This is a genomic window from Phaeobacter porticola (genome assembly GCF_001888185.1).
Classification (GTDB): Bacteria; Pseudomonadota; Alphaproteobacteria; order Rhodobacterales; family Rhodobacteraceae; genus Phaeobacter; species Phaeobacter porticola.
Genome location: NZ_CP016364.1, coordinates 2,961,982 through 2,987,540, shown reverse-complemented (window position 1 = coordinate 2,987,540; position 25,559 = coordinate 2,961,982). Strand labels below are relative to the sequence as shown.

The following is a 25,559-nucleotide window of genomic DNA, read 5'->3' as shown; positions in this document are numbered from 1 at the left end:
TTATCCTTTGTATTTGCTCAAAACCATTGAGCCGTTGGTGCCGCCAAAGCCAAAGCTGTTGGTCATGACACTGTCCAGTCCGGCGTTTTCCACCAGCTGGGTTGCGACCTCTTCCGGCGCGATGCCTTCGGCCAGAGTGTCGACGTTGATTGACGGGGTGATGAAATCTTGGTCCAGCATTAAAAGGCAGAAAATCGCTTCTAGTGCGCCGGCGGCCCCCTGTGCGTGACCGGTCATCGACTTTGTCGAGGAGATCGGTGGCACGTTACCGGCACCAAAGACACGGCGGGCTGCTTCGACTTCACCGACGTCGCCGACCGGGGTCGATGTGCCATGGGCATTGATGTAATCAACCTTGCGGCCTTCGGGCAGGGATTGCAGAGCAAGACGCATCGCGCGCTCGCCGCCCTCACCTGAGGGGGCCACCATGTCGTGGCCATCGGATGTCGCGGCAAAGCCGGTGACCTCGGCGTAAATCTTGGCACCACGCGCCAGTGCATGATCCAGATCTTCCAGGACCACAATGCCGCCACCTCCAGAGATCACAAAACCATCTCTGTCCGCGTCAAACGCGCGAGAGGCTTTCTCGGGGGTGTCGTTGTATTTTGAGGACATTGCGCCCATTGCATCAAACAGACAGGACAGCGTCCAGTCCAGCTCCTCGCCGCCGCCTGCAAACATCACATCTTGTTTGCCCATCATGATCTGTTCAGCAGCATTGCCGATGCAGTGCAGCGAAGTGGAGCAGGCCGAGGTGATCGAATAGTTGATACCCTTGATTTTGAATGCGGTCGCAAGATTCGCAGAGATCGTCGAGGACATACACTTTGGTACGGCGAAGGGGCCGATGCGCTTGGTTGCGCCGGTCTTCAGGACGGTCTGATGTGCGGTTAGCATGGCCGATGTCGACGGGCCGCCAGAGCCCGCGATCAGACCGGTGCGTTCGTTGACAATCTGTTCATCGGACAGACCTGCGTCGGCAATCGCCTGGCTCATCGCGATATGAGCATAGGCGGCCCCTGCGCCCATAAAGCGCAGGGTGCGCTTGTCGACATGATCAGCCACATTCAGCTTCAGGGTGCCTGCAACTTGGCTACGAAAACCATACTCTGTCATTTCAGGGCTGGCTTCAATGCCGGATTTACCTGTTTTGAGAGAGGCGAGAACCTCTTCGGCATTGTTTCCGATGGACGAGACAATGCCCAGACCGGTGACGACGACGCGACGCATACTGCGTACTCCTATGCTAGTTCAGGGGCCAGGGGAGCTGCGGATCAACTCTCGGAGAGGGCCACCTTCATGTCCTTGACCTGGTAGATGACTTCACCATCCGCTTCGACGATACCATCCGCAACACCCATCGTCAGGCGCCGCGTCTGGATCGCTTTGGTGAAATCGATCTTGTAGGTCAGCATCTTGCGATCAGGGCGGACCATGCCGGTCAATTTAACCTCGCCGACGCCGAGTGCATAACCGCGACCTTGCCAGCCGCGCCAGCCCAGGTTGAAGCCGGTTAGTTGCCACAGGCCATCAAGACCCAAACAGCCGGGCATGATTGGGTTGCCGGGGAAATGGCAGTCAAAGAACCACAAATCTGGTGTGATATCGAATTCTGCGACGATATGACCTTTACCATGGGCACCACCATCGGCTGAGACGTCGGTAATCCGGTCCATCATCAGCATAGGTGGGGCAGGCAGCTGTGCATTGCCGGGGCCGAACAGCTCGCCTCTGGCGCATTTCAGCAAATCGTCTTTGTCAAAGCTGCTGGGGTAATCGGCCATGCTGGCGCTTCTCCTGCCTATGTTATCATCGCATATCTGGCCCCCTGTAGCACCCGTTTCAACTGTCCTGCAAGGGTTGCGGGCATAGCGGCTAAGGTGTTGTCCGGGCTGTTGCCTTCTGGTTTTCAACTGTGACAGGCTTTGCTCCGCCTTGGATGGCCCGTAAATTGAATTGAATGCTGCGCCTATATCTGCCTATATATGCATCCAGCAACGCTATGCAGGACCTGCTTTATGACGCCAACACCCGCAGACATCGCTACTGACTGGCTGGTTTCGGCCGGATTGCGTCCGACCCGTCAACGGGTGGCGTTGGCAGAGCTGTTGGTGGGCGATGGTCGACACCGTCATGTCACCGCCGAAAGCCTGTTCGATGCGGCCAAGGACAAAGGGGCCGCGGTCTCTTTGGCGACGGTCTATAATACGCTGCGGGCCTTTTGCGAAGCGGGCGTGTTGCAAGAAATCACCGTCGATGGATCCAAGAGCTATTTTGACACCAATACCCACGACCACCCCCATTTCTATTGGGAAGACGAGGGTCGCCTGTCTGATGCGCCATCTGATCAACTGGTGATCCAGCGCCTACCAGCGGCACCCAAAGGGGTTGAGATTGCTTCGGTTGATGTGGTGATCCGTCTGCGCAAAATTTGATCTATACAAGATCTGATTTTGTACGAGGCCTTTCCAGGTACAGACCATCTTATGATGGCTATGGTGCTAGATTAAGGCGGTGATCGCTTCGGCGATCGCATCTTGTGCATTTTTGTGTACGGTGTCCATTGCTGGGGCACTGTGGCTGATTAGGACCAGCGGCTCTTTCGCACCGATATCGCTAATCGGAATAGCAGCTAAGGGTTTGCCATCGTAGGACATTGCCACGGGCGGCGCACTGTAGGTGATGCCAACACCTTCACCATTGGCGGCCAAACTGCGCAACAGCTCGACCGAGGCCGCACGATGGGCCACTCGAGGCAGGGCACCGATGGCTTTGAACAGCCCAAGCATATGGCGCACTGACAGCCCCTCCTCAGACAGGATCAGTGACTGATCCGATAGGTCTGACAATGCCAGCTGATCACGGCCTGCAAGCGGGTGTGTCACTGGCATCAAGGCAACGGGCGACCGGCGCGCGACCTCTCGTCGGGCAAAACTTGCGTCTACGCCGAGATCGTAACTGAGTGCGATATCTATATTGCCCGCAGTCATGTCGGCAATCAGCGGCTCAAAGTGATCCACCCGGTACTGGATAGCGATGTCCGGCAGCGCCCTGCGAAGATTTTGCAAAGCCGGTGCCAATAGGAACGGGGCCAAATCGCTGAAGCAGCCCAAGGTCAGCCGTTGCCGGGCGACATGATCGACGCCGTGTCGCTCTAGTCGGGCGGCCTGGTCCAGCAGCGCCTGCGCCTCGTCTGCAAAACGGCGTCCCTGAGGTGTTAACACCACCGCGGCACCACGTCGCCGCAGGAACAGCGTCTCGCCCAGCTGCGCCTCGATTCGGGCGAGTGCTGTCGAAAGCGCAGGCTGGCTGACGTGGGCTGTAGCGGCCGCCGCAGACAGACTGCCGTGTTGTGCAATCGCACAAACATATTCGTAGTGCCGGAGAGTGAGGTATAACATCAAGCTATGACTTCGATTGTGAGATATTATTTGAACATGTGATGGTCTTAAACGCAAGATCGGACCCAGCTGCCCGCGCCGACCGCACCTGGTCAGGTCGGGACATCTGGAATGCGGACGCGCATGGAATATGAGCGTCAGAACAAAGGAAACGCATCATGGTTCATCCGCTTATTACCCAAGATCACATTGACCAGTTTCAACGCGACGGGGTCGTGCTGATCCGGGGGCTTTTTGCCGACCAGGTTGAGATCCTGCGTGATGGGGTCGAGGCAAATATGGCCCATCCCGGACCTTATGCATCAAACAATGAAAAGGCGGGGCAGACTGGTCGGTTTTTTGATGATTATTGTAACTGGACACGGATTCCGCAGTTTGAGCAGGCGATCAAGAAGTCGCCAGTGGCAGAGGTCGCCGCAGATCTGATGCAATCCAGCCGCGTTCAAATGTTTCATGACCATGTGTTGGTGAAAGAGCCAGGGACCTCTATGGCGACACCTTGGCATCAGGATGGCCCCTATTATTTTACGGAAGGCAAGCAGACCGTTAGCTTCTGGTCGCCATTGGATCCAGTCACGGATGCTTCTCTGCGCTGCGTTGCCGGCTCTCACCGCTGGGAAAAAGAGGTGGTGCCGACCCGTTGGGTGTCGGAAGAAAATTTCTTTGCTGATGAAGGGCAATATATGCCCGTCCCTGATCCAGATGCTGAGGGGATGACCATCCGTGAGTGGGACATGCAACCGGGTGACGCCGTTGCCTTTCACTACCGGACTCTACATGGGGCGCGAGCCAACACCAGTGAGACGCGCCGCCGCGCTTTCTCTCTGCGTCTGGTCGGAGATGATGCACGGTACATCGAACGTCCAGGGCCCACCTCACCACCCTACCACGGGCACGAGATGGTTCCTGGTCAGATATTGCGCGAGGATTGGTTCCCGGTGCTGTACCAGCGATGAGCGCAATCTGTTAATGATGTACCAATGCCCTGAGCACGCCTATTGCTCGGGGCATCAAAACCACTGTCCGGGTTCCATCAATCCCAAATCCAGAAGCTGGCGCGAATGCCAGTCAAACGACGTGGAATTATGCCAGCAGAAACTATCGATCTCAAACGACGAACCTGGATTGCGCTTCAACGCTTTGGCGGTGCGGAATGAGCATATCGCGGCGGTCAGATTGTGATGCCATGGGCAAGCGTAGGTGTTGTATTCGGCTCTGTTGAAACGATGGTCTTCTGACAAGCTCAGATCCGGTCTGGCACGAAAGAGCGAAATCCGGTCTATCTTGCGGCTTGCCACAGGGATGTGCTCCTCATATCGCCAGCGCACACCACCATAGAAATCCAACTGACGGTCCAGCGGATGCCCGGTCTTAGGATCAGTGCGGGCCTGTGCATAATAGCCCGATTTGTCCAGATGAGCGGTTTCTAGCGAAACGCCGTTTGGCGTGGTTTCCAGATCGGCGGCATAAAGATCAATCACGTAGTTGAGCATCGCGTCGCGGCGTTCTTCCGCATGGAACCGTAGCAATTCACCCACACTTCGCGTTTCGCAGAACGGATAGAATAGATATTCGGCGTTGTAGCAGTAGTAAAGCCAGCATCCCGGCGTGGCAGCTTCGATCACCTTGTTGATTGCAGCAAACACTGCCGTGCGTTTGCTGCAATCATAGGGCACCCGATGGACGCGCTCTTCCAGATCATATGGGATATCAAAGGCATCCGGCATAAGGGCGACGATCTCGGTGAATCCCAGATCTAGGTGATGCCGCAGGGTGGTGGCTATTTCGATCCTGTCCTCGACAAAAATCAACGCGACCGGCCCCTTTTGTAGACTCTTGCGGATACTGCCGAGGAATTCTTCCAGCGATGAATGCATCATTTTTTGGGCCTGCTCTGCTCCGCCAGATTCCGTGGCTGGCGATTGTTGCTAAAGTCGGATAATCCACCCGCCATTGCAAGCAGAGGCGTTTGCGGCTATGCCACGCTGCTGTTGCGACCCTCCGGTGAAAGGTTGTCCCCATGAGCGCCCCGAAGAAGCTGTTTATCAAAACCTATGGCTGTCAGATGAACGTCTATGACAGTGAACGGATGGCTGAGGCATTGGGTGGACAGGGCTACGTAGAAACCAAATCGGCGGATGATGCCGATATGATTCTGCTCAACACCTGCCATATTCGAGAAAAAGCTGCCGAAAAGGTGTATTCTGAGCTGGGGCGTTTCAAAGGGCTGAAAGAGGCCAACCCAGATCTGAAGATCGGTGTTGCGGGCTGTGTGGCTCAGGCCGAAGGGCAGGAGATCATGCGCCGCCAGCCGTTGGTTGATCTGGTGGTCGGTCCGCAAAGCTACCATCGCTTGCCCGAGATGGAAACAAAGGCGCGCAAAGGGGAAAAGGTGCTCGACACGGATTTCCCCGAAGAGGACAAGTTCGAGAAGCTGAAAGGCCGTGCCAAGGCCAAGCGCGGCCCGACTGCTTTTCTGACAGTTCAGGAAGGCTGCGACAAATTCTGTGCCTTCTGTGTCGTTCCGTATACCCGCGGTGCTGAGGTCAGTCGCCCGGTCGATCGTATCCTGACCGAAGCGCGGGACTTGGTAGAGCGCGGTGTGCGCGAAATCACGCTTCTGGGGCAGAACGTCAATGCCTATCACGGTGCCGGTGTCGATGGTAGTGACTGGACGCTGGCGCAGCTGATCTGGGAGCTGGACAAGGTCGACGGGCTAGAGCGGATTCGCTTTACCACCAGTCATCCGAACGACATGCAGGACGACCTGATCGAGGCGCATGGGACCTGTAATAAGTTGATGCCCTATCTGCATCTGCCGGTGCAGGCGGGGTCGAACAAGATTCTGAAGCGGATGAATCGCGCTCACACTGCTGAAAGCTACTTGCGCCTAATCGAACGGATCCGTGAGGCGCGTCCGGATATTCTAATCTCGGGTGACTTTATTGTGGGCTTCCCAGAAGAGACCGAAGAGGACTTTCAGGCGACGCTGGATCTGGTTGAACAAGTCAAATACGGAACCGCCTATTCGTTCAAATACTCGACACGTCCCGGCACGCCGGCTGCCGAGCGCGCGCAGGTGGATCCGGCCGCAGCCGACGACAGGCTGCAACGGCTCCAGGCCCTGCTGACCCGGCAACAGCGCGAGATTCAGGACAGTATGGTTGGCCGTGAGGTCGGTGTCCTGTTCGAAAAGCCCGGTCGTCAGCCCGGTCAAATGATGGGGAAATCCGATTATCTGCATGCGGTTCATGTGGCGGATTGCGATCGTGCGATTGGTGATCTGGCCCGTGTGCGGATCCTGTCCTCCGGTTCCAACTCGCTTGCCGCGACCCTGATCGAATAAAAGTAGATCGCGGGTGGCAACCGGTTTTCCCCCTGTGGTCTAACTGCCGACCTGCCAAGCCGAGATCGTGTGAAACTTCTGATTTCCTTAAGCAAATGATTGCAATTTGCGCCCTATACCTGCGAATATCGCGGCAAGGATAAGTATGCAGGCCCTAGCGGCTGTGTAATCGATACCTGCGAACGGCTGGTGAAGGGGAAACTGGGTGTGTTGAGATCAAAGATGAAACAGATCGGCGGGCTATGTGCAGCCGTCGTTGCAACCGTCGGCCTGGGCGCGAGCACACTGATGGCGCAGGATGCCGGAGTTGGCGACCTACAGGTTGTGGTTGGGCAAAGCTACGTGCCAACAATCTGGGTCGATCCCGATGGCTGTGAACACTGGGTGATGGATGATGGTGCCGAAGGTTTCATGACCCCTCATGTCACCCGGGATGGCAGACCGGTGTGTCGCCGTGGTGATATCTGCGGTGTTATGCCCAGCGATCAGTTCTTTGCCACCAACAAACACCGGATCGGGGCTGCGGGTCAGCAACGCCTGCGTGAGTTTTTTCAAACCGCTGATGCGCGGGCGTTCATCATCACAGGTCATACCGACAGTCGGGCGTCCGATGAATACAACATGCGTCTGTCCCAGCGTCGGGCCAATTCAGTTGCCAAAGTCGGTCAATCGGTTGGCGCCCGCATTCTTGAGGCGCGCGGCTACGGCGAGCGTGACCCGCGGGTGCCGAATGATTCCGCGGCTAACATGGCGCAGAACCGTCGTGTTGAAATCATCTGCCTACGTTGAGGAGCACAGTCATGACATTCATCAAAGCTGCGCTTTGTCTATCCATCGCTGCCGGCCTTTCGGCCTGCGGTGAAAAGGTCGACAAGACCGTGGACCGGGGTTTCGATAGCAAAGATCTATCCCAACTCAAGGCCGGGATTTGGGTTGATCCCACGGGGTGTGATCATTGGATCATTGACGACGGAGTTGAAGGTTACCTGTCGCAACGTTTGGCTCCAGATGGTCGCCCGGTCTGCTCCGGTGTGGCGCCACCGAACACGGCCGTCGGCCCATTCAAATCCGGATCCAGTGTCGAAGATCCGATTTGATAGCGACGATTACGTCTTGCGACTTTTATTGGCCGTCCGTCCCGGGCGGCCATTTTGTTTCAATCGCGTGAAATTGCTGACGCACAGCTTGCACCAGAGCGGCCAGAGAGGCACACTGAAAGGGCAACGTCAAAGACAGGAGACCGGTATTGGCCATTGGCACTTTGACCCCATCGCAAGAGCAGGACGCCGCACATGAGGCGCTGCTCGAATTTCCTGACAACCGACTGCTGATAGATTTATGCGGCGAATATGACCGTAACCTGTCCCTGCTTGAGCAGAAGCTGGGGGTGCAGATCGTGCGCCGAGGTAATCAATTGTCTATCCTTGGCGAAGGGGGCCCGCGCGATCAGGCCGCTGCGGTGTTGGCCGCGCTTTACGACAGGTTGGAAACCGGTCGCAGTGTCGAGACCGGCGATATTGATCGCGAACTGCGTATGGGGCAGGAAGACGCTGCAAGTTCTGGCAACCAGCTCGAAATGTTTCGTGGCGGCAAGGTTGAGATAAAGACCCGCAAGAAACTGGTTGAACCGCGTACGGACGCGCAAAAGGCCTATGTCCAATCCCTGTTTGAGAACGAGCTGGCATTTGGCATCGGCCCTGCGGGTACCGGAAAAACGTATCTTGCTGTTGCCGTGGGTGTCAGCATGTTCATCACCGGTCATGTCGACAAGATTATCCTGAGCCGCCCTGCCGTTGAAGCGGGTGAGAAGCTTGGCTATTTGCCCGGCGATATGAAGGACAAGGTCGATCCCTATATGCAGCCGCTGTATGATGCGCTGAACGATTTCCTGCCTGGTAAGCAATTGGCCAAACTGCTGGAAGAAAAGCAGATAGAGATCGCACCGCTTGCCTTTATGCGGGGGCGAACCCTGTCCAATGCTTTTGTTGTGCTGGACGAGGCGCAGAACGCGACAACTATGCAGATGAAGATGTTTTTGACACGCTTGGGCGAAGGGTCGCGTATGGTTATCACCGGAGATCGCAGCCAAGTCGACTTGCCTCGCGGGGTGTCTTCGGGCCTGGCTGACGCAGAGCGCCTGCTGAACGCGATCCCGAAGATCAGCTTTAACTATTTCACTTCGCGGGATGTGGTTCGGCATCCGCTTGTCGCCGCCATCATTGAGGCCTATGAGGCGGATGAGCCGCTGGCCTGATCAATCGTTTTGGGCGGCGGTCTGAATTGCTATTGCACCGGCAGGGTCGGGCGGATCTCCCGCCCATCTTTGCTGTCCGCCGCTGGAACATCACCCATGACGATCGATATCACAATTGAAGATAGTCGCTGGCTGTATGCCGGTCTTGAGGCCCATGCTACGCAGGTGATTGGTGTGGCTTTGTTACATTTTGACCTTGATCCTGAAGACTGCGAGCTGTCGTTGTTGGCTTGCAGTGATGCCCGGATCCTGGAGTTAAATGCGGAGTTTCGTCAAAAGGCCAAGCCAACCAACGTGCTCAGCTGGCCGGCGGAAGATCTGGCGGCTGAAACTCCGGGGGGCACGCCCTTACCGCCAGAAGCTGATTTTACCGGCGAAATTCCGCTTGGTGATATCGCAATTGCCTATGAAACTTGCCTGCGTGAGGCCAAAGACGCAGGCAAACCTCTGGCGGATCACTTGCGTCATTTGATCGTTCACGGAGTGTTGCATCTTTTGGGTTACGATCACATTCGTGACCGGGACGCCACTCTAATGGAGGGTCTTGAGGTGCAGATACTTGGCAAACTGGGCATTGATGACCCATATACATTGGATGACAGCCCCAATCAGGGGCGTATCGGATAGGAACGATGGACGATATAGACGGCAGTTCTAACGCAGCGCAGGGCGCGCTGAAGAACAATAGCGGTGCAGGCGAGAGTGCGGCAACCGCTCAATCGACGGGGTTCCTGGGGCGAATTTTTGGTTCGTTCAGTCCGGCTGATAGCGAAGAAGACGTGGTGTCCAGTTCAGACGCCAACCGTCTGAATCAGCCGCATGGCATGATCAATCTTCGCCGTATGCGGGTTGAAGACGTTGCGATACCCGCTGCTGAAATCGTAGCGATTCCTGCGTCTACGCCCAAGGATGACCTGGTTCAGATCTTTCGCGAAAGCGGTTTTACGCGCATCCCGGTCTACGAGGGGACGCTTGATACGCCGATTGGATTTGTCCATCTCAAGGATTTCGCCTTGATGCATGGTTTCAATGGCACAGACGCTGATTTTGGCCTGGAAGGCATGGTGCGCCCGTTGCTCTTCGTGCCGCCATCAATGCCTATCGGCGTGCTGCTGACCAAGATGCAGGCGGAGCGCCGCCATATGGCCCTCGTTATTGATGAATACGGTGGTGTCGATGGTCTTTTGACCATCGAAGACCTCATTGAACAAGTTGTGGGTGAGATTGAGGACGAACATGACGCGGGTGAAGACCAGACCTGGTTTCGCGAGAAGCAAGGCTGCTACATTGCACAGGCGCGCACGCCGCTGGATGAGTTCGAAAATGAGATCGGTCGCTCGCTTACCAATCACGATGCTGTGGACGGCGAGGAAATCGATTCTCTTGGTGGGTTGGTGTTCATGCTTTCGGGTCGTGTTCCTGCGCGCGGCGAGGTAATCCAGCATCCCGACGGACCAGAGTTTGAAGTGATGGACGCTGATCCGCGCCGCATCAAGCGTTTGCGGGTCCGCCTGCCAGATGTCGCCGGGTGATGATCACCCGGCAGATTGCCTTGGGTCTGGCGCCGAGCGTCCTTCGGTTGGCTGGTGCGATCCTGTCTGGCGCGGCCCTCGCATTTGCGCTTGCACCGTTTCACATCCTCTGGCTGGTACCTGTGTGCCTTGGGCTGGTTGGCTACCACCTGCAAATGCTGTCCACCCCGCGTCAAGGCGCAGTCTATGGTTGGTTGCTGGGTACGGCATATTTTACTGTCGGCATGGTCTGGATTTATGAACCATTTCAGATTGATGCGGACCGGTATGCCTGGATGGCGCCGTTTGCGGTTGTTGGGCTTGCGGCGGGGCTCGCGCTGTTCTGGGCCGCGGCCGTTTCCTTTGCCGTGCGCATTGGGCGTGGGGCTTGGCGCAGCCTTTTGCTGATTGTTTTCTTGTCTCTCGCAGAGTTCGCTCGTGCCTATCTGCTGACTGGTCTGCCTTGGGCCGGGTTTGCGCAGTTCTGGATCGACACCCCAATGGCGCAACTTCTGCCGTGGGTTGGGCCGCATGGGGTTGCCTTGCTGACCCTAATGGCCTGTGTGCCGCTCGGGCTTGTCACTGATGCGCGTATGAAAGCGCTGGCAGTTGTGCCGGGCGCCATAGCCGTTGCTCTGGTATCGGCGTTGCCTGTCGTTCCTGAACCTGTGTTCACAGGCAAGGCGGTGCGGCTGATCCAGCCAAATGCGCCGCAAAATCTGAAGTGGCACCCGGATCTTCGCTGGTCTTTTGTGGAGCGTCAGATCGACTACACCCGCGCCGCGCCTGCGCAGGCGGCACCGCGACCTGATCTGATCGTCTGGCCCGAAACCGCCGTGCCGCTGATGTTGAACTACGCCGAAGATATTCTGGATGACATTGTTGCCGCCGCAGGAGGCACGCCGGTCCTATTGGGCATCCAGCGCCGTCGAGACGGGCGGTATTACAACTCGGCGATTGTCTTGGACGGGGCAGCAATGCCCAGTCAGATCTACGACAAGGCGCATCTGGTGCCGTTTGGAGAATACGTCCCGGCTGGCAACCTTATGGCGCGCTTTGGGATCCATGGCTTTGCTTCTCAGGCGGGGGCAGGCTATGCAGCCGGGCCGGGACCACGTCTGCTGGATCTGCCGGTGGGTAAGGCGCTGCCACTGATCTGTTATGAGGCGGTGTTCCCTCAAGACGTCAATGCAGCACCGGAGCGCCCGGACTTGCTGATTCAGATCACCAATGATGCGTGGTTCGGCACCTATTCCGGCCCTTATCAGCATCTGGTTCAGGCCAGAATGCGTGCGATTGAGCAGGGGCTGCCGATGGTGCGCGTCGCCAACACCGGTGTCTCAGCGATGATTGACCCGCATGGTCGGGTCCTGGATGCTCTGCCATTGGGCGAGGCGGGCTATCTGGATGCAGCATTGCCGCAGCCTCTTGCACCGACACTATATTCGCGTAGCGGTGATCTTTGGGTGTTCCTTTTCTGCATCGGCCTGGGTGCGCTGGCGCTCTGGCGCAGCGCTTTACTTGCGCGTCGGTCATAGCTGCTTAACCTCTAGGCTTTATAGATTGACGAGACACGTCTCCCCGCGTACTGCGGTCCGATTACTGCCACAACGGCTTCCTGGCGTGGCAGGCGAAACCCAACGGAGCACCTTTCATGACCCGCACGAACTATACTTTTACTTCGGAATCCGTTTCCGAGGGCCACCCGGATAAGGTCTGTGACCGGATTTCAGATGCTGTTCTTGATGCCTTTCTGACTGAAGAACCTGAGGCTCGCGTTGCGGCCGAAACCTTTGCAACCACCAACCGCGTGGTTATCGGCGGAGAAGTGGGTTTGTCGGATCAGGACAAACTTCATGACTATATGGGGCGCATCGACGAGATCGCCCGCGCCTGTATCAAAGACATCGGCTATGAGCAGGACAAGTTTCATCACGAAACAGTTGAAATTACCAATCTTCTGCACGAACAGTCTGCCCATATCGCACAGGGCGTAGATGCCGCTGCGGACAAGGAAGAGGGCGCTGGTGATCAGGGTATCATGTTTGGCTTTGCCACAAATGAGACACCTGCCCTGATGCCGGCTCCAATCCAGTATAGCCACGCGATCCTGCGTCGACTGGCCGAGGTGCGCAAGAACGGGACCGAACCTGCGCTTGGTCCGGATGCGAAATCCCAGCTATCGGTGGTCTATGAGAACGGCAAACCAGTGCGCGTCGGCTCCTTGGTGCTGTCCACCCAACATCTGGATGAGACGCTTAGCTCGAATGATATTCGCGCGATCATCGAACCCTATATCCGTGAGACGTTGCCTGAGGGCTGGCTTACCAATGAAACCGTCTGGCATGTGAACCCGACTGGTAAGTTTGTCATCGGCGGTCCAGATGGCGACGCCGGCCTGACCGGGCGAAAGATCATTGTGGATACGTATGGTGGCGCGGCCCCACATGGTGGCGGTGCCTTCTCCGGCAAAGATCCGACCAAGGTGGACCGCTCGGCAGCCTATGCGGCGCGCTATCTGGCAAAGAACGTGGTTGCGTCCGGCCTCGCCGACAAATGCACCATCCAGCTGTCTTATGCGATTGGTGTGGCCAAACCGCTGTCGATCTATGCAGATACCCATGGTACAGGTGATGTGGATGCGGCCAAGATTGAGGCGGCCATTGATCAAATCATGGATCTAACGCCCCGTGGCATTCGCCAGCATCTTGGTTTGAACAAGCCGATCTACGAACGTACAGCCGCCTACGGCCATTTTGGCCGCGAACCGGATGCCGATGGTGGTTTCAGCTGGGAGCGAACTGATTTGGTCGAGGCACTGACTAAGGCGATCTGACTGCCGGATTTAACCTAGAATTTTTTTGAAGGGCGGGGGGGCTTTCTCGCCCTTCTTGTTTTGTTGGCTTTGGGCCAAAGCGTGGGTGTTGAGTTAACAACTTGGAACATGGACCTTTTTGCTGGCAGTATGGGGAGAACAACTTCTTGCAGTGGAAAGACCCATGCTTGGTTATGTCTTAACCCGTTTCATGTACCCGCATCTCCTGTCGCTTGAGCGATACTTAGCGATCATGCTAGCGTTATGTACAGCTATGGTTGCGTTTCCTGCAGTCGCACGAGAGGGATTGCCAGCCAAGTTCATGGTCGACGGCACGACGCTGATCTACGACACGGACAATCTTCTATCGGTGGGCAAAGGCGATAGTTCCAATGATGGGGGTGGAGAGATTGGTGACGAAGACATTCAGGCGTTCCAAAACATCCTCGAGTCAAACCCGGCGATTACGCGCGTGCAGCTCAACAGCGGCGGTGGTAGCGTCTACGCGGGCAGCGCAATCGCAGAACTGGTAGAGGCTCGCGCGCTTGATACGTGGGTGGTGGGAGAGTGCGTTAGCGCGTGCGTTGATGTCTTCCTGGCTGGGCAAAAACGTCAGATGACGTTGGGATCCAGGATAGGATTCCATCAGCGTGATTGGTCACCAAAAGCCGTGCAGAGCTACTATCGCCTGTGGCGCAAGGATGAAAATTGGGCCACGCCGTTTGAGTTTGGCACATGGATTTACCGCGATACTCAGGCCGAAGTTTTTCGTCATTTGAAGTATATGATGCGTCACGGCGTAGACCCTGTTTTTGCGATTGAGACGCTGAAAACCGCCCCTGAAGAGGTCTGGTATCCGACACGGCTGCGGTTAATGGCGGCTGGTGTGTTGCGCGAAAAACCGTAGAGGTTGTGCCTCCGTTCACAGGACCCCCGACTTGACCCAAGCGCGCGCATCGGGCACAGGGGCGGCCAGGTTTTGAATGCTCAATAGGAAGTCGCCCCGATGTCTGATGACAATAAATCCAGCCAAGCGCCGTCTGGCGATAGCCGGCCGAACGCGGTTGATAAACATCAGAGCGGCGCGCCCTGGCGCAATTTTTATGGGCGACTGAAAGGCAAACAGCTGAAAGACAGCCAACAACGGTATCTGGACGAGGATCTGGCATCGCTCAGCCCTGGCGCAGTTGATTGGGATGTAAATCCTGATCGTACGCTGCTGGATCTTGATGTGATGTTTGGTGGGCGCGATGTCTGGCTTGAGGTTGGTTTTGGCGGTGGCGAACATCTGGTGCATCAGGCCAAATCGAATCCTGACGTTGGCATTATCGGGGCTGAGCCCTACATCAACGGCGTCGCCATGCTCTTAGGCAAGATCCGCCGTGCGGGGGCGGACAACATCAAGGTCCACCCCGGCGATGCCCGCGACTTGATGGATGTGCTGCCGGAACACTCGATCGCGCGCGCGTTTCTGCTCTATCCAGACCCTTGGCCGAAGGCACGCCACCACCGACGGCGTTTCGTAACCCAAGAACATCTCGCACCTTTGGCGAAATGCCTGAAACCAGGCGCGATTTTCCGCGTGGCGACGGATATCCCTGATTATGTGCGCCAGACCATGGAAGAGGTGCCGCAGGCCGGGTTTGAGTGGCTGGCCGAAGGTCCCGATGATTGGCGCGTTGCTTGGGAGGATTGGATCTCGACCCGATACGAGCAAAAGGCCCTGCGTGAGGGACGCACCCCGCATTACATGACCTTCCGCCGCCTGTAAGGCAGGATGCCCCGCCGCAAAGCACGCGATATCCCGCGGCGAATAGAGGGAATGGGAAAACACGCTGGACCGAAACCAAGCGATTGGGTAGGTCCAATTGTGAACGCTAGCATTTCGAAAGGTTCCTCATGTCTGGACACGGCACGCCCATCCCGATGACTTCGCACCGCGCGGATCCGCTGACCGGCATTGCCGAGGTTCCGGGTGACAAGTCGATCTCGCATCGTTCGCTGATTCTTGGGGCGCTTGCCGTAGGAGAGACCAAGATTTCTGGCCTGCTCGAGGGTGAAGATGTATTGGATACGGCCAAGGCAATGCAGGCCATGGGGGCAGAGGTTATCAACCACGGTGGCGGCAATTGGTCTGTGCATGGCGTCGGCGTAGGTGGGTTGGCTGAGCCGGATCACGTGATCGACTGCGGCAACTCCGGCACCGGTGTGCGCCTGATCATGGGGGTCATGGCAACCTCGCCTATCACGGTGACTTTTACCGGCGACGCCAGCCTCAACAAGCGTCCGATGGCGCGGGTTACTGATCCGCTGGCGCTGTTTGGTGCTCAGACAGTTGGCCGGTCGGGCGGTCGCTTACCAATGACAATCGTTGGTGCCGCCGAACCGACACCGGTGAGCTACACGGTTCCGGTACCCTCGGCGCAGGTGAAGTCGGCAGTGCTGCTGGCTGGACTGAATGCCCCTGGACAGACTGTGGTGATCGAGAAAGAGGCAACCCGAGATCATTCTGAGCGGATGCTCGCGGGATTCGGCGCAGAGATTACGGTAGAGGATACCGATGAGGGGCGCGTTATCACCTTGACCGGTCAGCCCGAATTGAAACCGCAGGTGATCGCTGTGCCGCGTGATCCCTCCAGCGCGGCCTTCCCGGTGTGCGCGGCTTTGATTACGCGTGGTTCGGATGTGCTGGTTCCTGGAATCGGTCTGAACCCGACACGTGCCGGTTTGTTCACAACGCTGCAAGATATGGGCGCGGATCTGACGTTCGAAAACATGCGTGAAGAGGGTGGCGAACCGGTCGCAGATCTACGCGCGCGCTACTCACCCGACATGAAGGGGATCGACGTCCCGCCGGAACGCGCCGCTTCAATGATCGATGAATACCCGGTTCTTTCGGTTGTGGCATCCTTTGCCACCGGCAAGACGATGATGACCGGGGTCAAGGAATTGCGCGTCAAGGAAAGCGATCGGATTGACGCGATGGCGCGCGGATTGCGCGCTAATGGCGTCATGATTGAAGAGGGTGATGATTGGTGGGCTGTGACAGGTTTGGGCCCAGATGGGGTGCCCGGCGGCGGCACCTGTGAGAGTTTCTTGGATCACCGGATTGCCATGTCGTTTATGGTGATGGGCATGGGTACGCAGAAACCCGTGACTGTGGATGATGGCGCCCCGATTGCCACATCCTTCCCGATTTTTACCCCGCTGATGACTGGGCTGGGGGCCCGGCTTGAGACCTCGGCATGAGCTTTACGGTCGCAGTTGACGGCCCCGCCGCAGCAGGCAAGGGCACAATCTCGCGTGCGGTTGCTGCGCATTTTGGCTTTGCTCATCTGGATACCGGCCTGCTCTATCGCGCGGTTGGCGCGCGAATGCTTGCGGGTGACAAACCCATTGATGCAGCGCTTGCGCTTGTGCCAGAGGATCTGGATCGCCCCGAACTCCGCACCGCCCAAGTCGCGCAGGCCGCATCTAAAGTGGCTGTGATCGCAGAGGTACGGGCGGCATTGGTCGATTTCCAGCGTGCTTTTGCCCGTCGGGCTGGCGGCGCCGTGCTAGATGGGCGGGACATCGGTACGGTGATCTGCCCCCGTGCACAGGTCAAATTGTTCGTCACCGCCAGCGCCGAAGTGCGCGCCAAGCGACGCTGGCAGGAACTGGTTGCGGCAGGTAGCGAAAACACACTTGCCGAAGTTCTGGAAGACGTGAAGGCCCGTGATGCGCGCGATATGAATCGATCCGAAGCACCGTTGAAGCCGGCGCAGGATGCCGTGCTGATCGACACCAGCGTATTAAATGTCGAAGCCGCGGTCGCGACGGCTATTAAGGCTATCGAGGCACGCAGGTAGCTCTACCCCAATAAAATGAATGGCCCGCGACCTGGGGCAGAGGTCGCGGGCAAAGACGCCGCTCGGGGTGATGTGCCAACTGGTGCATTAGGGAACAAGGACAGGCACCTTGCCTCTTTGGGCAAAAGCAAGGGTTGGTTGCACTGTTGATCGGCCGTCCGACGCCATTATTCGAGACGCTGTGAATGGCCTACAATTCAGCCGCCGCGATATGCTCAATCCGTGACCATTCGCAGTCAGCGGTATTGGCGGTTGCAGCAACATCTTCCAGAAACTTCGCCCGGGTCGCCGCGTTTAGGAACAGGAACAGTCGGCCATCCTGAACCAAGAACTGTTCGGGGTCGCCGTCAAACTTCTTGCCGACGGACACGCCATACGAGCAGAACCCTCCGTGCTGTCGCAGGCATTTGGTAGGGTCGGCCTGGAACGTGTCCAAGTTTTTATGGGAGGCAAAATAGTAGGACGCATCGCCATAGGTGGCAGAGTAGTTGGCAGACCCATCGGCAGGAGTTCAAAAATTCACCAGTGCCACAACATCGACTCCGTGCGCAGCAAGGGTCGCCCAGCAGCTGAGATTCCGCTGGAGACGTTGATTTCACCGGCAGCAAAGGCAGAGGCGACGGTCGCTGCGGTTATCAAGGCGGTTGGAATAAAGGTTTTCATGGTGGTCCTCATCCGTTTGTTTCGGGTTGCTGTGCAAAGTCGTTGTTTCGCTTTGATGAGATCAAATTACGATGTGGCAGATACAGTTGGTATGGTTGAGGGTCCTGAATACCATGCAGATCGTACGGGTGATTTTGGTGTCGGTAGCAAACCCGTCAATCGTCCCGCGGGCAGCGAATGGACCGTGCTGAGGCACGATCTGACGGTTTTCCTTGCACCACAGTGGGAATCCGCATACACAACGCGCTGTCACTATAGGGGCGGTTAACGCACGGACGGCATTCTGAGCAGGGTCGGGGCATACCTCGGCCCTTTGTGTTTGTCTGATCAGACCGGCATGTGCTGTGCCCCATACGGACCAATCTTCAAGACCGGCGGAGACAACCGCTAGGCCAGATAAAACCGATTTGTAAAGGACACCTGAGACCACATGGCTCAAGACACATCGATGGAGGAATTCGAAGCCCTCCTGAACGAAAGCTTCGAAATGGACACACCCGAAGAAGGGTCTGTTGTAAAAGGCAAGGTCATCGCAATCGAAGCGGGCCAAGCCATCATCGACGTCGGCTACAAGATGGAAGGCCGCGTTGAGCTTAAAGAATTCGCAAACCCAGGCGAAGCTCCCGAAATCTCTGTTGGCGATGAAGTAGAAGTCTATCTGCGCGCTGCTGAGAACGCCCGTGGCGAAGCTGTTATCTCCCGCGAGATGGCCCGTCGCGAAGAAGCATGGGATCGCCTGGAAAAAGCATACGCAGACGACCAGCGCGTCGAGGGTGCTATCTTCGGTCGCGTCAAAGGCGGCTTTACTGTCGACCTGGGCGGCGCTGTTGCATTCCTGCCCGGTTCGCAGGTTGACGTCCGCCCCGTGCGCGACGCTGGCCCGTTGATGGGTCTGAAGCAGCCGTTCCAGATCCTGAAGATGGACCGTCGTCGTGGCAACATCGTGGTGTCCCGCCGTGCAATCCTCGAAGAGTCCCGCGCCGAACAGCGTGCCGAAGTCATCGGCAACCTGTCCGAAGGTCAGGCAGTGGACGGTGTGGTCAAGAACATCACCGAATACGGTGCGTTTGTTGACCTGGGCGGTGTTGACGGCCTTCTGCACGTCACCGATATGGCATGGCGCCGTGTGAACCACCCCTCTGAGATCCTGGCAATCGGCGAAACCGTCAAGGTTCAGGTCATCAAGATCAACAAAGAAACTCACCGTATCTCCCTCGGCATGAAGCAGCTGCAGGAAGATCCGTGGGATCTGGTTGGTGCCAAGTATCCGCTGGAATCGGTCCACAAGGGTCGCGTCACCAACATCACCGATTACGGTGCATTTGTTGAGCTGGAGCCTGGCGTCGAAGGTCTGGTTCACGTGTCTGAGATGTCCTGGACCAAAAAGAACGTTCACCCCGGCAAGATCGTTTCGACCAGCCAGGAAGTCGACGTCATGGTTCTGGAAATCGATGGCGCCAAACGTCGCGTTTCCCTGGGCCTCAAGCAGACCATGCGCAACCCGTGGGAAGTCTTCTCCGAAGCCAATCCCGAGGGCACCGAGGTCGAAGGCGAAGTCAAGAACATCACCGAATTCGGTCTGTTCATTGGTCTCGACGGCGACATCGACGGTATGGTTCACCTCTCGGACCTCAGCTGGGACGAGCGCGGCGAAGATGCGATCCAGAACTACCGCAAAGGCGATATGGTTTCGGCCGTTGTCTCCGAAGTGGATGTTGAAAAAGAACGCATCTCCCTGTCCATCAAAGCGCTGGGTGGCGACAAATTCGCAGAAGCAGTGGGCGGCGTGAAACGCGGTTCCATCGTGACCGTGAATGTCACAGCGATCGAAGAAGGCGGCATCGAAGTGGAATACGAAGGCATGAAGTCCTTCATCCGCCGCTCCGATCTGTCGCGTGACCGTGCCGAACAGCGCCCTGAGCGTTTCTCGGTTGGTGACAAGGTTGACGTCCGCGTGACCAATGTAGACGGCAAAACCCGCCGTCTTGGTCTGTCGATCAAAGCACGCGAAATTGCAGAAGAAAAAGAAGCCGTCGAACAGTATGGCTCCTCGGATTCCGGCGCATCGCTCGGCGATATTCTGGGCGCAGCTCTGAAAACAGGCGACTGATTTCAGCAGCCAACCTAGGTTGACGATTTTGAACGGTCCTGCCCTTTGGGGTGGGGCCGTTTCTTTTTGTCGCAGGGGAGTGCACCCACACGGATGGCCGTGAAGAACATAAAGCCGACGCCCTTCATCGGTGCGAATCACAAAGCCATCTGATGCTTCTTACGGATGAATTTTGCCCACACAACCGCTTCAATACGGGTGAACAGTGCGGTTACACGCCTAAAGATAGGCAAACACTGACTTATTTTGCGGCGTGGCCCTGTATCCACTGTTCCCGGTCTGCGGTTTTGTACCTATAGTTGATGGATAGAAACTGTGCCTAGCTTGGCTTGGGAGGGCCGGGAAATGATCCGCTCGGAATTGATCCAGAAGATTGCAGACGAAAACCCGCACCTGTATCAGCGTGATGTGGAGCGGATCGTGAACACGGTGTTCGAAGAGGTGACCGACGCTATGGCGCGCGGCGACCGTGTGGAGCTGCGAGGCTTTGGGGCCTTTTCAGTGAAGCAGCGGGACGCACGGGTTGGTCGCAATCCTCGAACCGGTGAAACGGTCCATGTTGAGGAAAAACATGTGCCGTTCTTCAAGACAGGTAAACTCTTGAGGGACCGCCTGAACGGAAAAGCCTGATGCGTTATATTCGCTATGCCTATCTCGGGGTGATTGCTATCGCCCTCATCTCGGTTTCTTTGGCGAACCGTGGGTTGGTTGATCTCAAACTGATGCCCACAGCTTTTGCCGAACTTCTGGGATATAATTTTCAGATCACGTTGCCACTGTTTGTGGTGGTTCTGGGTGGCATTGCAGTTGGTCTGATTATCGGCTTCGTCATTGAATGGCTGCGCGAGCATAAGCATCGCCGTGAGGCTGATCTCAAGGCGCGTGAGGCCAGGAAACTCTCGCGTGAAGTATCACGCCTGAAAAAGCAGAAACACGAAGGCAAGGACGAGGTTCTTGCTATTCTGGATGAAGCGAGCTGACACAGATATGTCGGACATTCGGGTTAAGATCTGCGGGCTGAAAACGCAGCAGGATATTACGGCTGCCGCCGAAGCAGGCGCGGCCTACATTGGTTTCAACTTTTTCCCCAAGTCGCCGCGCTCGGTCACCATTCAAGAGGCGGCTGTGCTCGCCGCCGAGACACCCATGGGACTCTGTAAAGTGGCACTTACAGTCAATGCGGACAACGATACATTGGACGCTATCAATGCAGCCGTGCCCTTGGATATGTTGCAATTGCATGGTCAAGAAAGCCCTGAGCGCGTCGCAGAGGTCAAGGCGCGCTATGGCTTGCCGGTGATGAAAGTTCTAGGTGTGTCAAACGCCGAAGATATCCAGCGTATTGAGGCATACGAAACTGTGGCGGACCAGATTCTGGTTGATGCCAAAGCTCCAAAAGACGCGGTATTGCCGGGTGGAAATGGCGTGGTATTCGACTGGCGGTTGCTGGCGCAGAAAAAATACTGGCGCACTCCATGGATGCTGGCCGGCGGGTTAACCCCTGAAAATGTCGCAGAAGCGATCCGGGTGACAGGCGCACGGCAGGTTGACGTGGCCTCCGGTGCTGAGCGCACGCCGGGCGATAAGGATCCGGCACGTATCAAAGCCTTTTGTATGGCGGCAGGAACTCCGCGACGCTGATTATCAGCACCTTACTTGGCGTTGTGCACACGGGGCGTCTGCCCGCGACATTGCGAGACATCTCGGATAAACCGCAGCGCCTCTCTTTACCCGGCGCTGGGCGCGCTATACTCATATCGAGCGCCGCGAAGAAGGAAAGAACCATGGCCGAAGATCTATTCAACAGCTTTATGAACGGCCCCGATGAACAGGGTCGGTTCGGTATTTTTGGTGGGCGGTTTGTCAGCGAGACATTGATGCCGCTGATCCTCAGCCTGGAAGAGGAATATGATCGCGCCAAGGACGACCCCAACTTCTGGGCCGAGATGGACGACCTTTGGAAAAACTATGTTGGCCGCCCTAGTCCGCTGTATTTTGCCGAACGTCTGACCGACCATCTGGGTGGAGCCAAGATCTATCTGAAGCGTGACGAGCTGAACCATACCGGCGCGCATAAGATCAACAATGTGCTAGGACAGATCCTGCTGGCCCGCCGCATGGGCAAGGATCGGATTATCGCGGAAACCGGCGCTGGCCAACACGGTGTGGCAACTGCGACGGTCTGTGCCAAATTCGGCTTGAAATGTGTGGTCTATATGGGCGCGCATGATGTGCAGCGTCAGGCCCCCAACGTTTTCCGCATGCGCCTTCTGGGGGCCGAAGTCATTCCGGTCACCTCAGGTCGCGGGACGCTGAAGGATGCGATGAACGACGCTCTGCGGGATTGGGTGACCAACGTGAATGACACCTTCTATTGCATCGGCACAGTGGCTGGCCCGCATCCCTATCCTGCGATGGTACGAGATTTCCAATCGGTGATCGGCAAAGAGGTTCGCTGGCAGCTTGCAGAGCAGGAAGGTGAAGGCCGTCTTCCCGACACCGTGATCGCTGCGATTGGTGGTGGTTCAAACGCTATGGGGCTGTTCTACCCTTTCCTTGACGACAAATCGGTGAATATCATCGGCGTTGAGGCTGGCGGCAAAGGCGTTGATGAAAAAATGCAGCATTGTGCGTCGCTGACAGGGGGACGGCCGGGCGTTCTGCACGGAAATCGCACGTACCTGTTGCAGGATGATGATGGCCAGATCCTCGAAGGCTTTTCGATCTCTGCCGGGCTCGACTATCCCGGTATCGGTCCGGAACATGCCTGGCTCAATGATATCGGGCGCGCCGAGTATGTCTCCATCACCGACAAAGAAGCGTTGGAAGCGTTCCAGCTGTCCTGCGCGCTGGAGGGGATTATCCCGGCGCTGGAGCCAAGCCACGCATTGGCTCATGTTATGAAAATCGCGCCTGAGCTACCTAATGACCATATCCTTGTGATGAACATGTGTGGTCGCGGCGACAAAGACATCTTCACCGTCGCACGTCACCTCGGCTTTGATATGTCCGATACTGAGGGTCGCGACAGCGATTAACCCCTCTGGTTCTAGATATGAGACAGGCGCCTGGTGTAATACTGGGCGCCTTCTAATGTACTGTGGCCGTGCGAGACGTGGGTTACCCTTGATCTTGGGGACGCCCGAACTGTTCCAATACTCTTAACGGCACTATATCCAAGGCGCGCCGATGGGTTGCGGCCAGATTAACCTGCGGTGCACAACCCTCGTCCGCAGCCTGCAGAAAACGCCCTGCGCAAAGACACCAACTGTCCCCTTCATTTAACCCGGCAAAGCCAAATTCGGGGCGCGGAGTGGACAGGTCGTTACCGACATATTTGGAATAGGCCAGAAATTCAGCCGTCATGATGGCACAGACGGTATGGCTGCCCTGATCCTCTGTGCAGGTGTTGCAATGTCCGTCTCGGAAGAAGCCGGTCATTGGGGTTGTCGAACAGGGGGCGAGTGGCCCTCCGTGGACATTCAGGCTTTCGTCTTGGTCCATGATTTCATCCTACAGTGACTTGGCCAATCTCCGAAGCATTCTGATGTTTGCATCGGCAACACCGGGGTTACGAAACCCTCGGTCTGTGCTTGTTACAACAATCACGACGTCACGGCTTTGGTTGATGTAGATATATTGCCCGTAGACCCCTCTGGCCAGAAATTCCCCTGGAACAGCGTTCTTGGGGATCCACCATTGAAACCCATAGCCGATCTGAGCTGCCTTGGTTGGGGCTGACGGGCGTGTTGAGGCAGAAATCCAGGCCTGTGGAACCACCTGCTTGCCACTATAACGACCGTTTTGCGCGATCATCAGTCCGAAGCGGCCATAGTCTCGTGTGGTCTGATTGATCCCGCCAAGGACAAAGGCAACGCCCGCACCATCCGTGAGATAGTACCCCGCCTGCTCTAGACCTAAATGTTGTAGGATTTTCTCCGAAAGCAGCTCAGGCACAGCACGACCCGTCGCACCACGTATCACCATGCCCAAGACATGAGTGTCGATGGAGACATAATGCCAGGCATCTCCCGGTGGTGCGATCGTCTCGGTCAAATCGGAGGCGAATTGATCGAGCGTCCCCCCCAGGGCCAAGGTACGGCCCATCCGGTTGATGTCGGAATTGTAGTCTAGATAATCCTCATCGAATTTGACCCCGCTCGCCATATTGAGAACATTGCGGATGGTCGCTGTCTCATAGGCGCTGCCCCTAAGTTGTGGTGCATAGTCGACAACGAGATCGTCGAGCGAGTGGATTTTGTCCTCCTGCAGTAAGACGCCCAAAAGCGCCGATAGATAGCTCTTGGCCATCGACCAGGAAATGCGCAAATCCTCTGCATATGTGCCTTGATAATAGCTCTCATGGCGGACTTGCCCGCCTTTCAGTACCAGCAGTGACGTGACCCGACGGTCTGTGATCCAATCCTGAGTGCCGGCGGGAAGGGCCATTTCCACGCCGACTGGTAGCGCACTGATTGACCCATCACCACGGTCGAGTGGCGTGGTCAGAAAGGCCGCGTTCATATTTGAGAAATTCGATACGATACGATCCGCATCAAACAGCGAGTTGACTGCGATTAGTCGGCTGAGCGCTTCGCGCTGCCAATAGGCAAGGGCGGCAAAGCAGATTAGAAAAATAATGAAAAAATAGGAAAGTAGCTTTAATAATCGACGCATAATATCCTCCTCGGACACTGCTGAAAGTAGTCAGCCAGAGCCCGTCCGTGCAAATACAACGCAACGGAAACTTAGGTTACTTGAACTTGTTCAGCAGCCGTTCAATTGCTGATTTTCTGCTCTCTTCAGCGGGTTTAGACTGCTCTGATGACTGCCTGTCGGACGCAGGCCCTTCAGCGGCGTCTCTGGCCGATTTGGACGGAGACCTTGACCCGGCGTCTGCTTGTTTTGCGCCGGAACTGCGTGGCGGAGCCACACGCAGAGCGACTGCGTTCATGAATTTGCCGCCATCGCCCGCTGCAAGATGAGGCGCGCCATCGGAAATACCGCGCAGCAGGTCGTCGAGCCAGGCTTCATCTGCCTTGGCAAAATCACGCAGCACATAGCCCGCGACGGCGTCCTTGTGGCCAGGATGGCCGATGCCTAGGCGGACACGGCCATAGTCGGCGCCAATATGCGAATGGATTGAGCGCAAGCCGTTGTGGCCGGCATGACCACCACCGTGCTTTACGCGTGCCTTACCTGGTGCAAGATCCAACTCGTCGTGTAGTACCATAACATCATCAGGGGTCAGTTTGTAAAACCGCATTGCCTCGCCAACGGATTGGCCGGATAGGTTCATAAAGGTCTGTGGCTTCAGCAGCAGAACCTTGTTCCCCGCCAGAACGCCCTCAGAGATCAGCGCTTGGAACTTGGTTTTCCAAGGTGTGCAGCCGTGGTCGCTGGCGATGTGATCAAGGGCCATAAAGCCGATATTATGCCGGTTGCCTGCGTATTTCGCACCGGGATTTCCAAGACCAACAATGAGTTTCATGGGCGTTTCCGCTGCGTGTTTGGAATGTCGGATGATAATGAAATGGCTACATCGCGCGTTTGTGGCGAAAAATCCAGAACTTCCCGCTGAATTCCCGTTGTGGTCACAAAAAAGCGA

27 protein-coding genes, 1 pseudogene and 1 riboswitch are annotated in these 25,559 nt (G+C 56.7%); of the genes and pseudogenes, 19 read left to right on the top strand and 9 right to left on the bottom strand.

Annotation, left to right across the window (positions count from 1 at the left end; genetic code table 11):
• Complete coding sequence (fabB, locus tag PhaeoP97_RS14250) at nucleotides 1-1,230, bottom strand: beta-ketoacyl-ACP synthase I (protein WP_072505623.1); 1,230 nt, start codon at nucleotides 1,228-1,230, stop codon at nucleotides 1-3.
• A gap of 44 nt (nucleotides 1,231-1,274) precedes the next feature.
• Entirely contained in the window at nucleotides 1,275-1,784 is a 510-nt protein-coding gene (gene fabA, locus PhaeoP97_RS14245; protein ID WP_072505622.1) for a bifunctional 3-hydroxydecanoyl-ACP dehydratase/trans-2-decenoyl-ACP isomerase, read from the bottom strand.
• 234 nt (nucleotides 1,785-2,018) lie between these two features.
• On the opposite strand from fabA, the gene irrA reads away from it, so the two are divergent.
• Nucleotides 2,019-2,435: an iron response transcriptional regulator IrrA gene (gene irrA / locus PhaeoP97_RS14240; protein ID WP_072505621.1), complete on the top strand. Its 417-nt coding sequence runs from the start codon at nucleotides 2,019-2,021 to the stop codon at nucleotides 2,433-2,435.
• A gap of 66 nt (nucleotides 2,436-2,501) precedes the next feature.
• On the opposite strand, the gene PhaeoP97_RS14235 is transcribed toward irrA, so the two are convergent.
• The gene (locus PhaeoP97_RS14235; protein ID WP_072505620.1) at nucleotides 2,502-3,401 is read right to left on the bottom strand and encodes a LysR family transcriptional regulator; all 900 of its coding nucleotides are present in this window, start codon (nucleotides 3,399-3,401) and stop codon (nucleotides 2,502-2,504) included.
• Between the two features lie 158 nt (nucleotides 3,402-3,559).
• Here PhaeoP97_RS14235 and PhaeoP97_RS14230 point away from each other — a divergent pair, with 158 nt between their 5' ends.
• On the top strand, nucleotides 3,560-4,357 hold the full coding sequence (locus tag PhaeoP97_RS14230) for a phytanoyl-CoA dioxygenase family protein (protein WP_072505619.1): 798 nt from the start codon (nucleotides 3,560-3,562) through the stop codon (nucleotides 4,355-4,357).
• Between the two features lie 54 nt (nucleotides 4,358-4,411).
• Here PhaeoP97_RS14230 and PhaeoP97_RS14225 read toward each other — a convergent pair whose 3' ends face one another.
• Nucleotides 4,412-5,281 (bottom strand): glycosyltransferase family 2 protein, encoded by an 870-nt coding sequence (locus PhaeoP97_RS14225; protein ID WP_072505618.1) that lies wholly within the window; start codon nucleotides 5,279-5,281, stop codon nucleotides 4,412-4,414.
• A gap of 140 nt (nucleotides 5,282-5,421) precedes the next feature.
• On the opposite strand from PhaeoP97_RS14225, the gene miaB reads away from it, so the two are divergent.
• The 12 genes from miaB to cmk all read left to right on the top strand — a co-directional run bounded on the left by miaB (nucleotide 5,422) and on the right by cmk (nucleotide 17,178).
• Nucleotides 5,422-6,747 carry a tRNA (N6-isopentenyl adenosine(37)-C2)-methylthiotransferase MiaB gene (gene miaB, locus PhaeoP97_RS14220; protein ID WP_072505617.1) on the top strand — a complete coding sequence of 442 codons (1,326 nt, stop codon included), beginning with the start codon at nucleotides 5,422-5,424 and terminating at the stop codon, nucleotides 6,745-6,747.
• Between the two features lie 222 nt (nucleotides 6,748-6,969).
• Nucleotides 6,970-7,536 (top strand): OmpA family protein, encoded by a 567-nt coding sequence (locus tag PhaeoP97_RS14215; protein ID WP_072506499.1) that lies wholly within the window; start codon nucleotides 6,970-6,972, stop codon nucleotides 7,534-7,536.
• Nucleotides 7,537-7,547: 11 nt separating this feature from the next.
• Nucleotides 7,548-7,844: a hypothetical protein gene (locus PhaeoP97_RS14210; protein ID WP_096740459.1), complete on the top strand. Its 297-nt coding sequence runs from the start codon at nucleotides 7,548-7,550 to the stop codon at nucleotides 7,842-7,844.
• Nucleotides 7,845-7,993: 149 nt separating this feature from the next.
• On the top strand, nucleotides 7,994-9,001 hold the full coding sequence (locus tag PhaeoP97_RS14205) for a PhoH family protein (RefSeq protein WP_072505616.1): 1,008 nt from the start codon (nucleotides 7,994-7,996) through the stop codon (nucleotides 8,999-9,001).
• 96 nt (nucleotides 9,002-9,097) lie between these two features.
• Nucleotides 9,098-9,628 carry an rRNA maturation RNase YbeY gene (gene ybeY, locus PhaeoP97_RS14200; protein ID WP_072505615.1) on the top strand — a complete coding sequence of 177 codons (531 nt, stop codon included), beginning with the start codon at nucleotides 9,098-9,100 and terminating at the stop codon, nucleotides 9,626-9,628.
• A 5-nt stretch (nucleotides 9,629-9,633) separates the two neighbouring features.
• The gene (locus PhaeoP97_RS14195) at nucleotides 9,634-10,533 is read left to right on the top strand and encodes a hemolysin family protein (protein ID WP_072505614.1); all 900 of its coding nucleotides are present in this window, start codon (nucleotides 9,634-9,636) and stop codon (nucleotides 10,531-10,533) included.
• Complete coding sequence (gene lnt / locus PhaeoP97_RS14190; protein WP_072505613.1) at nucleotides 10,533-12,050, top strand: apolipoprotein N-acyltransferase; 1,518 nt, start codon at nucleotides 10,533-10,535, stop codon at nucleotides 12,048-12,050. Before PhaeoP97_RS14195 ends, lnt begins: the two co-directional genes overlap by 1 nt.
• 61 nt (nucleotides 12,051-12,111) lie before the next feature.
• Nucleotides 12,112-12,160: riboswitch (SAM-SAH riboswitch) on the top strand.
• 6 nt (nucleotides 12,161-12,166) lie between these two features.
• Nucleotides 12,167-13,348 carry a methionine adenosyltransferase gene (gene metK / locus PhaeoP97_RS14185; RefSeq protein WP_072505612.1) on the top strand — a complete coding sequence of 394 codons (1,182 nt, stop codon included), beginning with the start codon at nucleotides 12,167-12,169 and terminating at the stop codon, nucleotides 13,346-13,348.
• A gap of 232 nt (nucleotides 13,349-13,580) precedes the next feature.
• Nucleotides 13,581-14,234, top strand: coding sequence for a COG3904 family protein (locus PhaeoP97_RS14180; RefSeq protein WP_096740479.1), 654 nt, complete (start codon nucleotides 13,581-13,583; stop codon nucleotides 14,232-14,234).
• Between the two features lie 99 nt (nucleotides 14,235-14,333).
• On the top strand, nucleotides 14,334-15,098 hold the full coding sequence (gene trmB / locus PhaeoP97_RS14175) for a tRNA (guanine(46)-N(7))-methyltransferase TrmB (RefSeq protein WP_072505611.1): 765 nt from the start codon (nucleotides 14,334-14,336) through the stop codon (nucleotides 15,096-15,098).
• A 128-nt stretch (nucleotides 15,099-15,226) separates the two neighbouring features.
• Nucleotides 15,227-16,576 carry a 3-phosphoshikimate 1-carboxyvinyltransferase gene (gene aroA / locus PhaeoP97_RS14170; protein ID WP_072505610.1) on the top strand — a complete coding sequence of 450 codons (1,350 nt, stop codon included), beginning with the start codon at nucleotides 15,227-15,229 and terminating at the stop codon, nucleotides 16,574-16,576.
• Nucleotides 16,573-17,178 carry a (d)CMP kinase gene (gene cmk, locus PhaeoP97_RS14165; protein WP_072505609.1) on the top strand — a complete coding sequence of 202 codons (606 nt, stop codon included), beginning with the start codon at nucleotides 16,573-16,575 and terminating at the stop codon, nucleotides 17,176-17,178. The genes aroA and cmk overlap by 4 nt, the downstream gene beginning before the upstream one ends.
• Before the next feature lie 190 nt (nucleotides 17,179-17,368).
• Here cmk and PhaeoP97_RS20650 read toward each other — a convergent pair.
• Nucleotides 17,369-17,626, bottom strand: a pseudogene (locus PhaeoP97_RS20650) (YHS domain-containing (seleno)protein); the annotation flags it as partial.
• Between the two features lie 71 nt (nucleotides 17,627-17,697).
• Complete coding sequence (locus PhaeoP97_RS20645; RefSeq protein ID WP_237028944.1) at nucleotides 17,698-17,841, bottom strand: hypothetical protein; 144 nt, start codon at nucleotides 17,839-17,841, stop codon at nucleotides 17,698-17,700.
• Nucleotides 17,842-18,271: 430 nt separating this feature from the next.
• On the opposite strand from PhaeoP97_RS20645, the gene rpsA reads away from it, so the two are divergent.
• The 5 genes from rpsA to trpB all read left to right on the top strand — a co-directional run bounded on the left by rpsA (nucleotide 18,272) and on the right by trpB (nucleotide 22,989).
• Nucleotides 18,272-19,951, top strand: a complete 1,680-nt coding sequence (rpsA, locus tag PhaeoP97_RS14155) for a 30S ribosomal protein S1 (protein WP_072505608.1) — start codon at nucleotides 18,272-18,274, stop codon at nucleotides 19,949-19,951.
• A 345-nt stretch (nucleotides 19,952-20,296) separates the two neighbouring features.
• Nucleotides 20,297-20,581: an integration host factor subunit beta gene (gene ihfB / locus PhaeoP97_RS14150; protein ID WP_008560927.1), complete on the top strand. Its 285-nt coding sequence runs from the start codon at nucleotides 20,297-20,299 to the stop codon at nucleotides 20,579-20,581.
• Entirely contained in the window at nucleotides 20,581-20,931 is a 351-nt protein-coding gene (locus PhaeoP97_RS14145; RefSeq protein ID WP_072505607.1) for a lipopolysaccharide assembly protein LapA domain-containing protein, read from the top strand. Before ihfB ends, PhaeoP97_RS14145 begins: the two co-directional genes overlap by 1 nt.
• A gap of 7 nt (nucleotides 20,932-20,938) precedes the next feature.
• A complete protein-coding gene (locus PhaeoP97_RS14140; protein WP_072505606.1) occupies nucleotides 20,939-21,592 on the top strand; it encodes a phosphoribosylanthranilate isomerase in 654 nt (217 codons plus the stop codon).
• A gap of 143 nt (nucleotides 21,593-21,735) precedes the next feature.
• Nucleotides 21,736-22,989: a tryptophan synthase subunit beta gene (gene trpB, locus PhaeoP97_RS14135; RefSeq protein WP_072505605.1), complete on the top strand. Its 1,254-nt coding sequence runs from the start codon at nucleotides 21,736-21,738 to the stop codon at nucleotides 22,987-22,989.
• An 82-nt stretch (nucleotides 22,990-23,071) separates the two neighbouring features.
• Here the strand turns inward: trpB and PhaeoP97_RS14130 are convergent, their stop codons facing one another.
• The 3 genes from PhaeoP97_RS14130 to pth form a co-directional block, all read right to left on the bottom strand.
• Nucleotides 23,072-23,455 carry a DUF2237 family protein gene (locus PhaeoP97_RS14130; RefSeq protein WP_072505604.1) on the bottom strand — a complete coding sequence of 128 codons (384 nt, stop codon included), beginning with the start codon at nucleotides 23,453-23,455 and terminating at the stop codon, nucleotides 23,072-23,074.
• Nucleotides 23,456-23,464: 9 nt separating this feature from the next.
• Nucleotides 23,465-24,628, bottom strand: a complete 1,164-nt coding sequence (locus PhaeoP97_RS14125) for a serine hydrolase domain-containing protein (RefSeq protein WP_072505603.1) — start codon at nucleotides 24,626-24,628, stop codon at nucleotides 23,465-23,467.
• Between the two features lie 76 nt (nucleotides 24,629-24,704).
• Complete coding sequence (gene pth, locus PhaeoP97_RS14120) at nucleotides 24,705-25,442, bottom strand: aminoacyl-tRNA hydrolase (protein ID WP_072505602.1); 738 nt, start codon at nucleotides 25,440-25,442, stop codon at nucleotides 24,705-24,707.
• Between the last annotated feature and the right edge of the window lie 117 nt (nucleotides 25,443-25,559).

What these genes read in the sequence shown, in the direction of transcription:
- fabB (WP_072505623.1), bottom strand. Translation starts at nt 1,230, where the DNA reads ATGCGTCGCGTCGTCGTCACCGGTCTGGGCATTGTCTCGTCCATCGGA.
- fabA (WP_072505622.1), bottom strand. Translation starts at nt 1,784, where the DNA reads ATGGCCGATTACCCCAGCAGCTTTGACAAAGACGATTTGCTGAAATGC.
- irrA (WP_072505621.1), top strand. Translation starts at nt 2,019, where the DNA reads ATGACGCCAACACCCGCAGACATCGCTACTGACTGGCTGGTTTCGGCC.
- PhaeoP97_RS14235 (WP_072505620.1), bottom strand. Translation starts at nt 3,401, where the DNA reads ATGTTATACCTCACTCTCCGGCACTACGAATATGTTTGTGCGATTGCA.
- PhaeoP97_RS14230 (WP_072505619.1), top strand. Translation starts at nt 3,560, where the DNA reads ATGGTTCATCCGCTTATTACCCAAGATCACATTGACCAGTTTCAACGC.
- PhaeoP97_RS14225 (WP_072505618.1), bottom strand. Translation starts at nt 5,281, where the DNA reads ATGATGCATTCATCGCTGGAAGAATTCCTCGGCAGTATCCGCAAGAGT.
- miaB (WP_072505617.1), top strand. Translation starts at nt 5,422, where the DNA reads ATGAGCGCCCCGAAGAAGCTGTTTATCAAAACCTATGGCTGTCAGATG.
- PhaeoP97_RS14215 (WP_072506499.1), top strand. Translation starts at nt 6,970, where the DNA reads ATGAAACAGATCGGCGGGCTATGTGCAGCCGTCGTTGCAACCGTCGGC.
- PhaeoP97_RS14210 (WP_096740459.1), top strand. Translation starts at nt 7,548, where the DNA reads ATGACATTCATCAAAGCTGCGCTTTGTCTATCCATCGCTGCCGGCCTT.
- ybeY (WP_072505615.1), top strand. Translation starts at nt 9,098, where the DNA reads ATGACGATCGATATCACAATTGAAGATAGTCGCTGGCTGTATGCCGGT.
- PhaeoP97_RS14195 (WP_072505614.1), top strand. Translation starts at nt 9,634, where the DNA reads ATGGACGATATAGACGGCAGTTCTAACGCAGCGCAGGGCGCGCTGAAG.
- lnt (WP_072505613.1), top strand. Translation starts at nt 10,533, where the DNA reads ATGATCACCCGGCAGATTGCCTTGGGTCTGGCGCCGAGCGTCCTTCGG.
- metK (WP_072505612.1), top strand. Translation starts at nt 12,167, where the DNA reads ATGACCCGCACGAACTATACTTTTACTTCGGAATCCGTTTCCGAGGGC.
- PhaeoP97_RS14180 (WP_096740479.1), top strand. Translation starts at nt 13,581, where the DNA reads ATGCTAGCGTTATGTACAGCTATGGTTGCGTTTCCTGCAGTCGCACGA.
- trmB (WP_072505611.1), top strand. Translation starts at nt 14,334, where the DNA reads ATGTCTGATGACAATAAATCCAGCCAAGCGCCGTCTGGCGATAGCCGG.
- aroA (WP_072505610.1), top strand. Translation starts at nt 15,227, where the DNA reads ATGTCTGGACACGGCACGCCCATCCCGATGACTTCGCACCGCGCGGAT.
- cmk (WP_072505609.1), top strand. Translation starts at nt 16,573, where the DNA reads ATGAGCTTTACGGTCGCAGTTGACGGCCCCGCCGCAGCAGGCAAGGGC.
- PhaeoP97_RS20645 (WP_237028944.1), bottom strand. Translation starts at nt 17,841, where the DNA reads ATGAAAACCTTTATTCCAACCGCCTTGATAACCGCAGCGACCGTCGCC.
- rpsA (WP_072505608.1), top strand. Translation starts at nt 18,272, where the DNA reads ATGGCTCAAGACACATCGATGGAGGAATTCGAAGCCCTCCTGAACGAA.
- ihfB (WP_008560927.1), top strand. Translation starts at nt 20,297, where the DNA reads ATGATCCGCTCGGAATTGATCCAGAAGATTGCAGACGAAAACCCGCAC.
- PhaeoP97_RS14145 (WP_072505607.1), top strand. Translation starts at nt 20,581, where the DNA reads ATGCGTTATATTCGCTATGCCTATCTCGGGGTGATTGCTATCGCCCTC.
- PhaeoP97_RS14140 (WP_072505606.1), top strand. Translation starts at nt 20,939, where the DNA reads ATGTCGGACATTCGGGTTAAGATCTGCGGGCTGAAAACGCAGCAGGAT.
- trpB (WP_072505605.1), top strand. Translation starts at nt 21,736, where the DNA reads ATGGCCGAAGATCTATTCAACAGCTTTATGAACGGCCCCGATGAACAG.
- PhaeoP97_RS14130 (WP_072505604.1), bottom strand. Translation starts at nt 23,455, where the DNA reads ATGGACCAAGACGAAAGCCTGAATGTCCACGGAGGGCCACTCGCCCCC.
- PhaeoP97_RS14125 (WP_072505603.1), bottom strand. Translation starts at nt 24,628, where the DNA reads ATGCGTCGATTATTAAAGCTACTTTCCTATTTTTTCATTATTTTTCTA.
- pth (WP_072505602.1), bottom strand. Translation starts at nt 25,442, where the DNA reads ATGAAACTCATTGTTGGTCTTGGAAATCCCGGTGCGAAATACGCAGGC.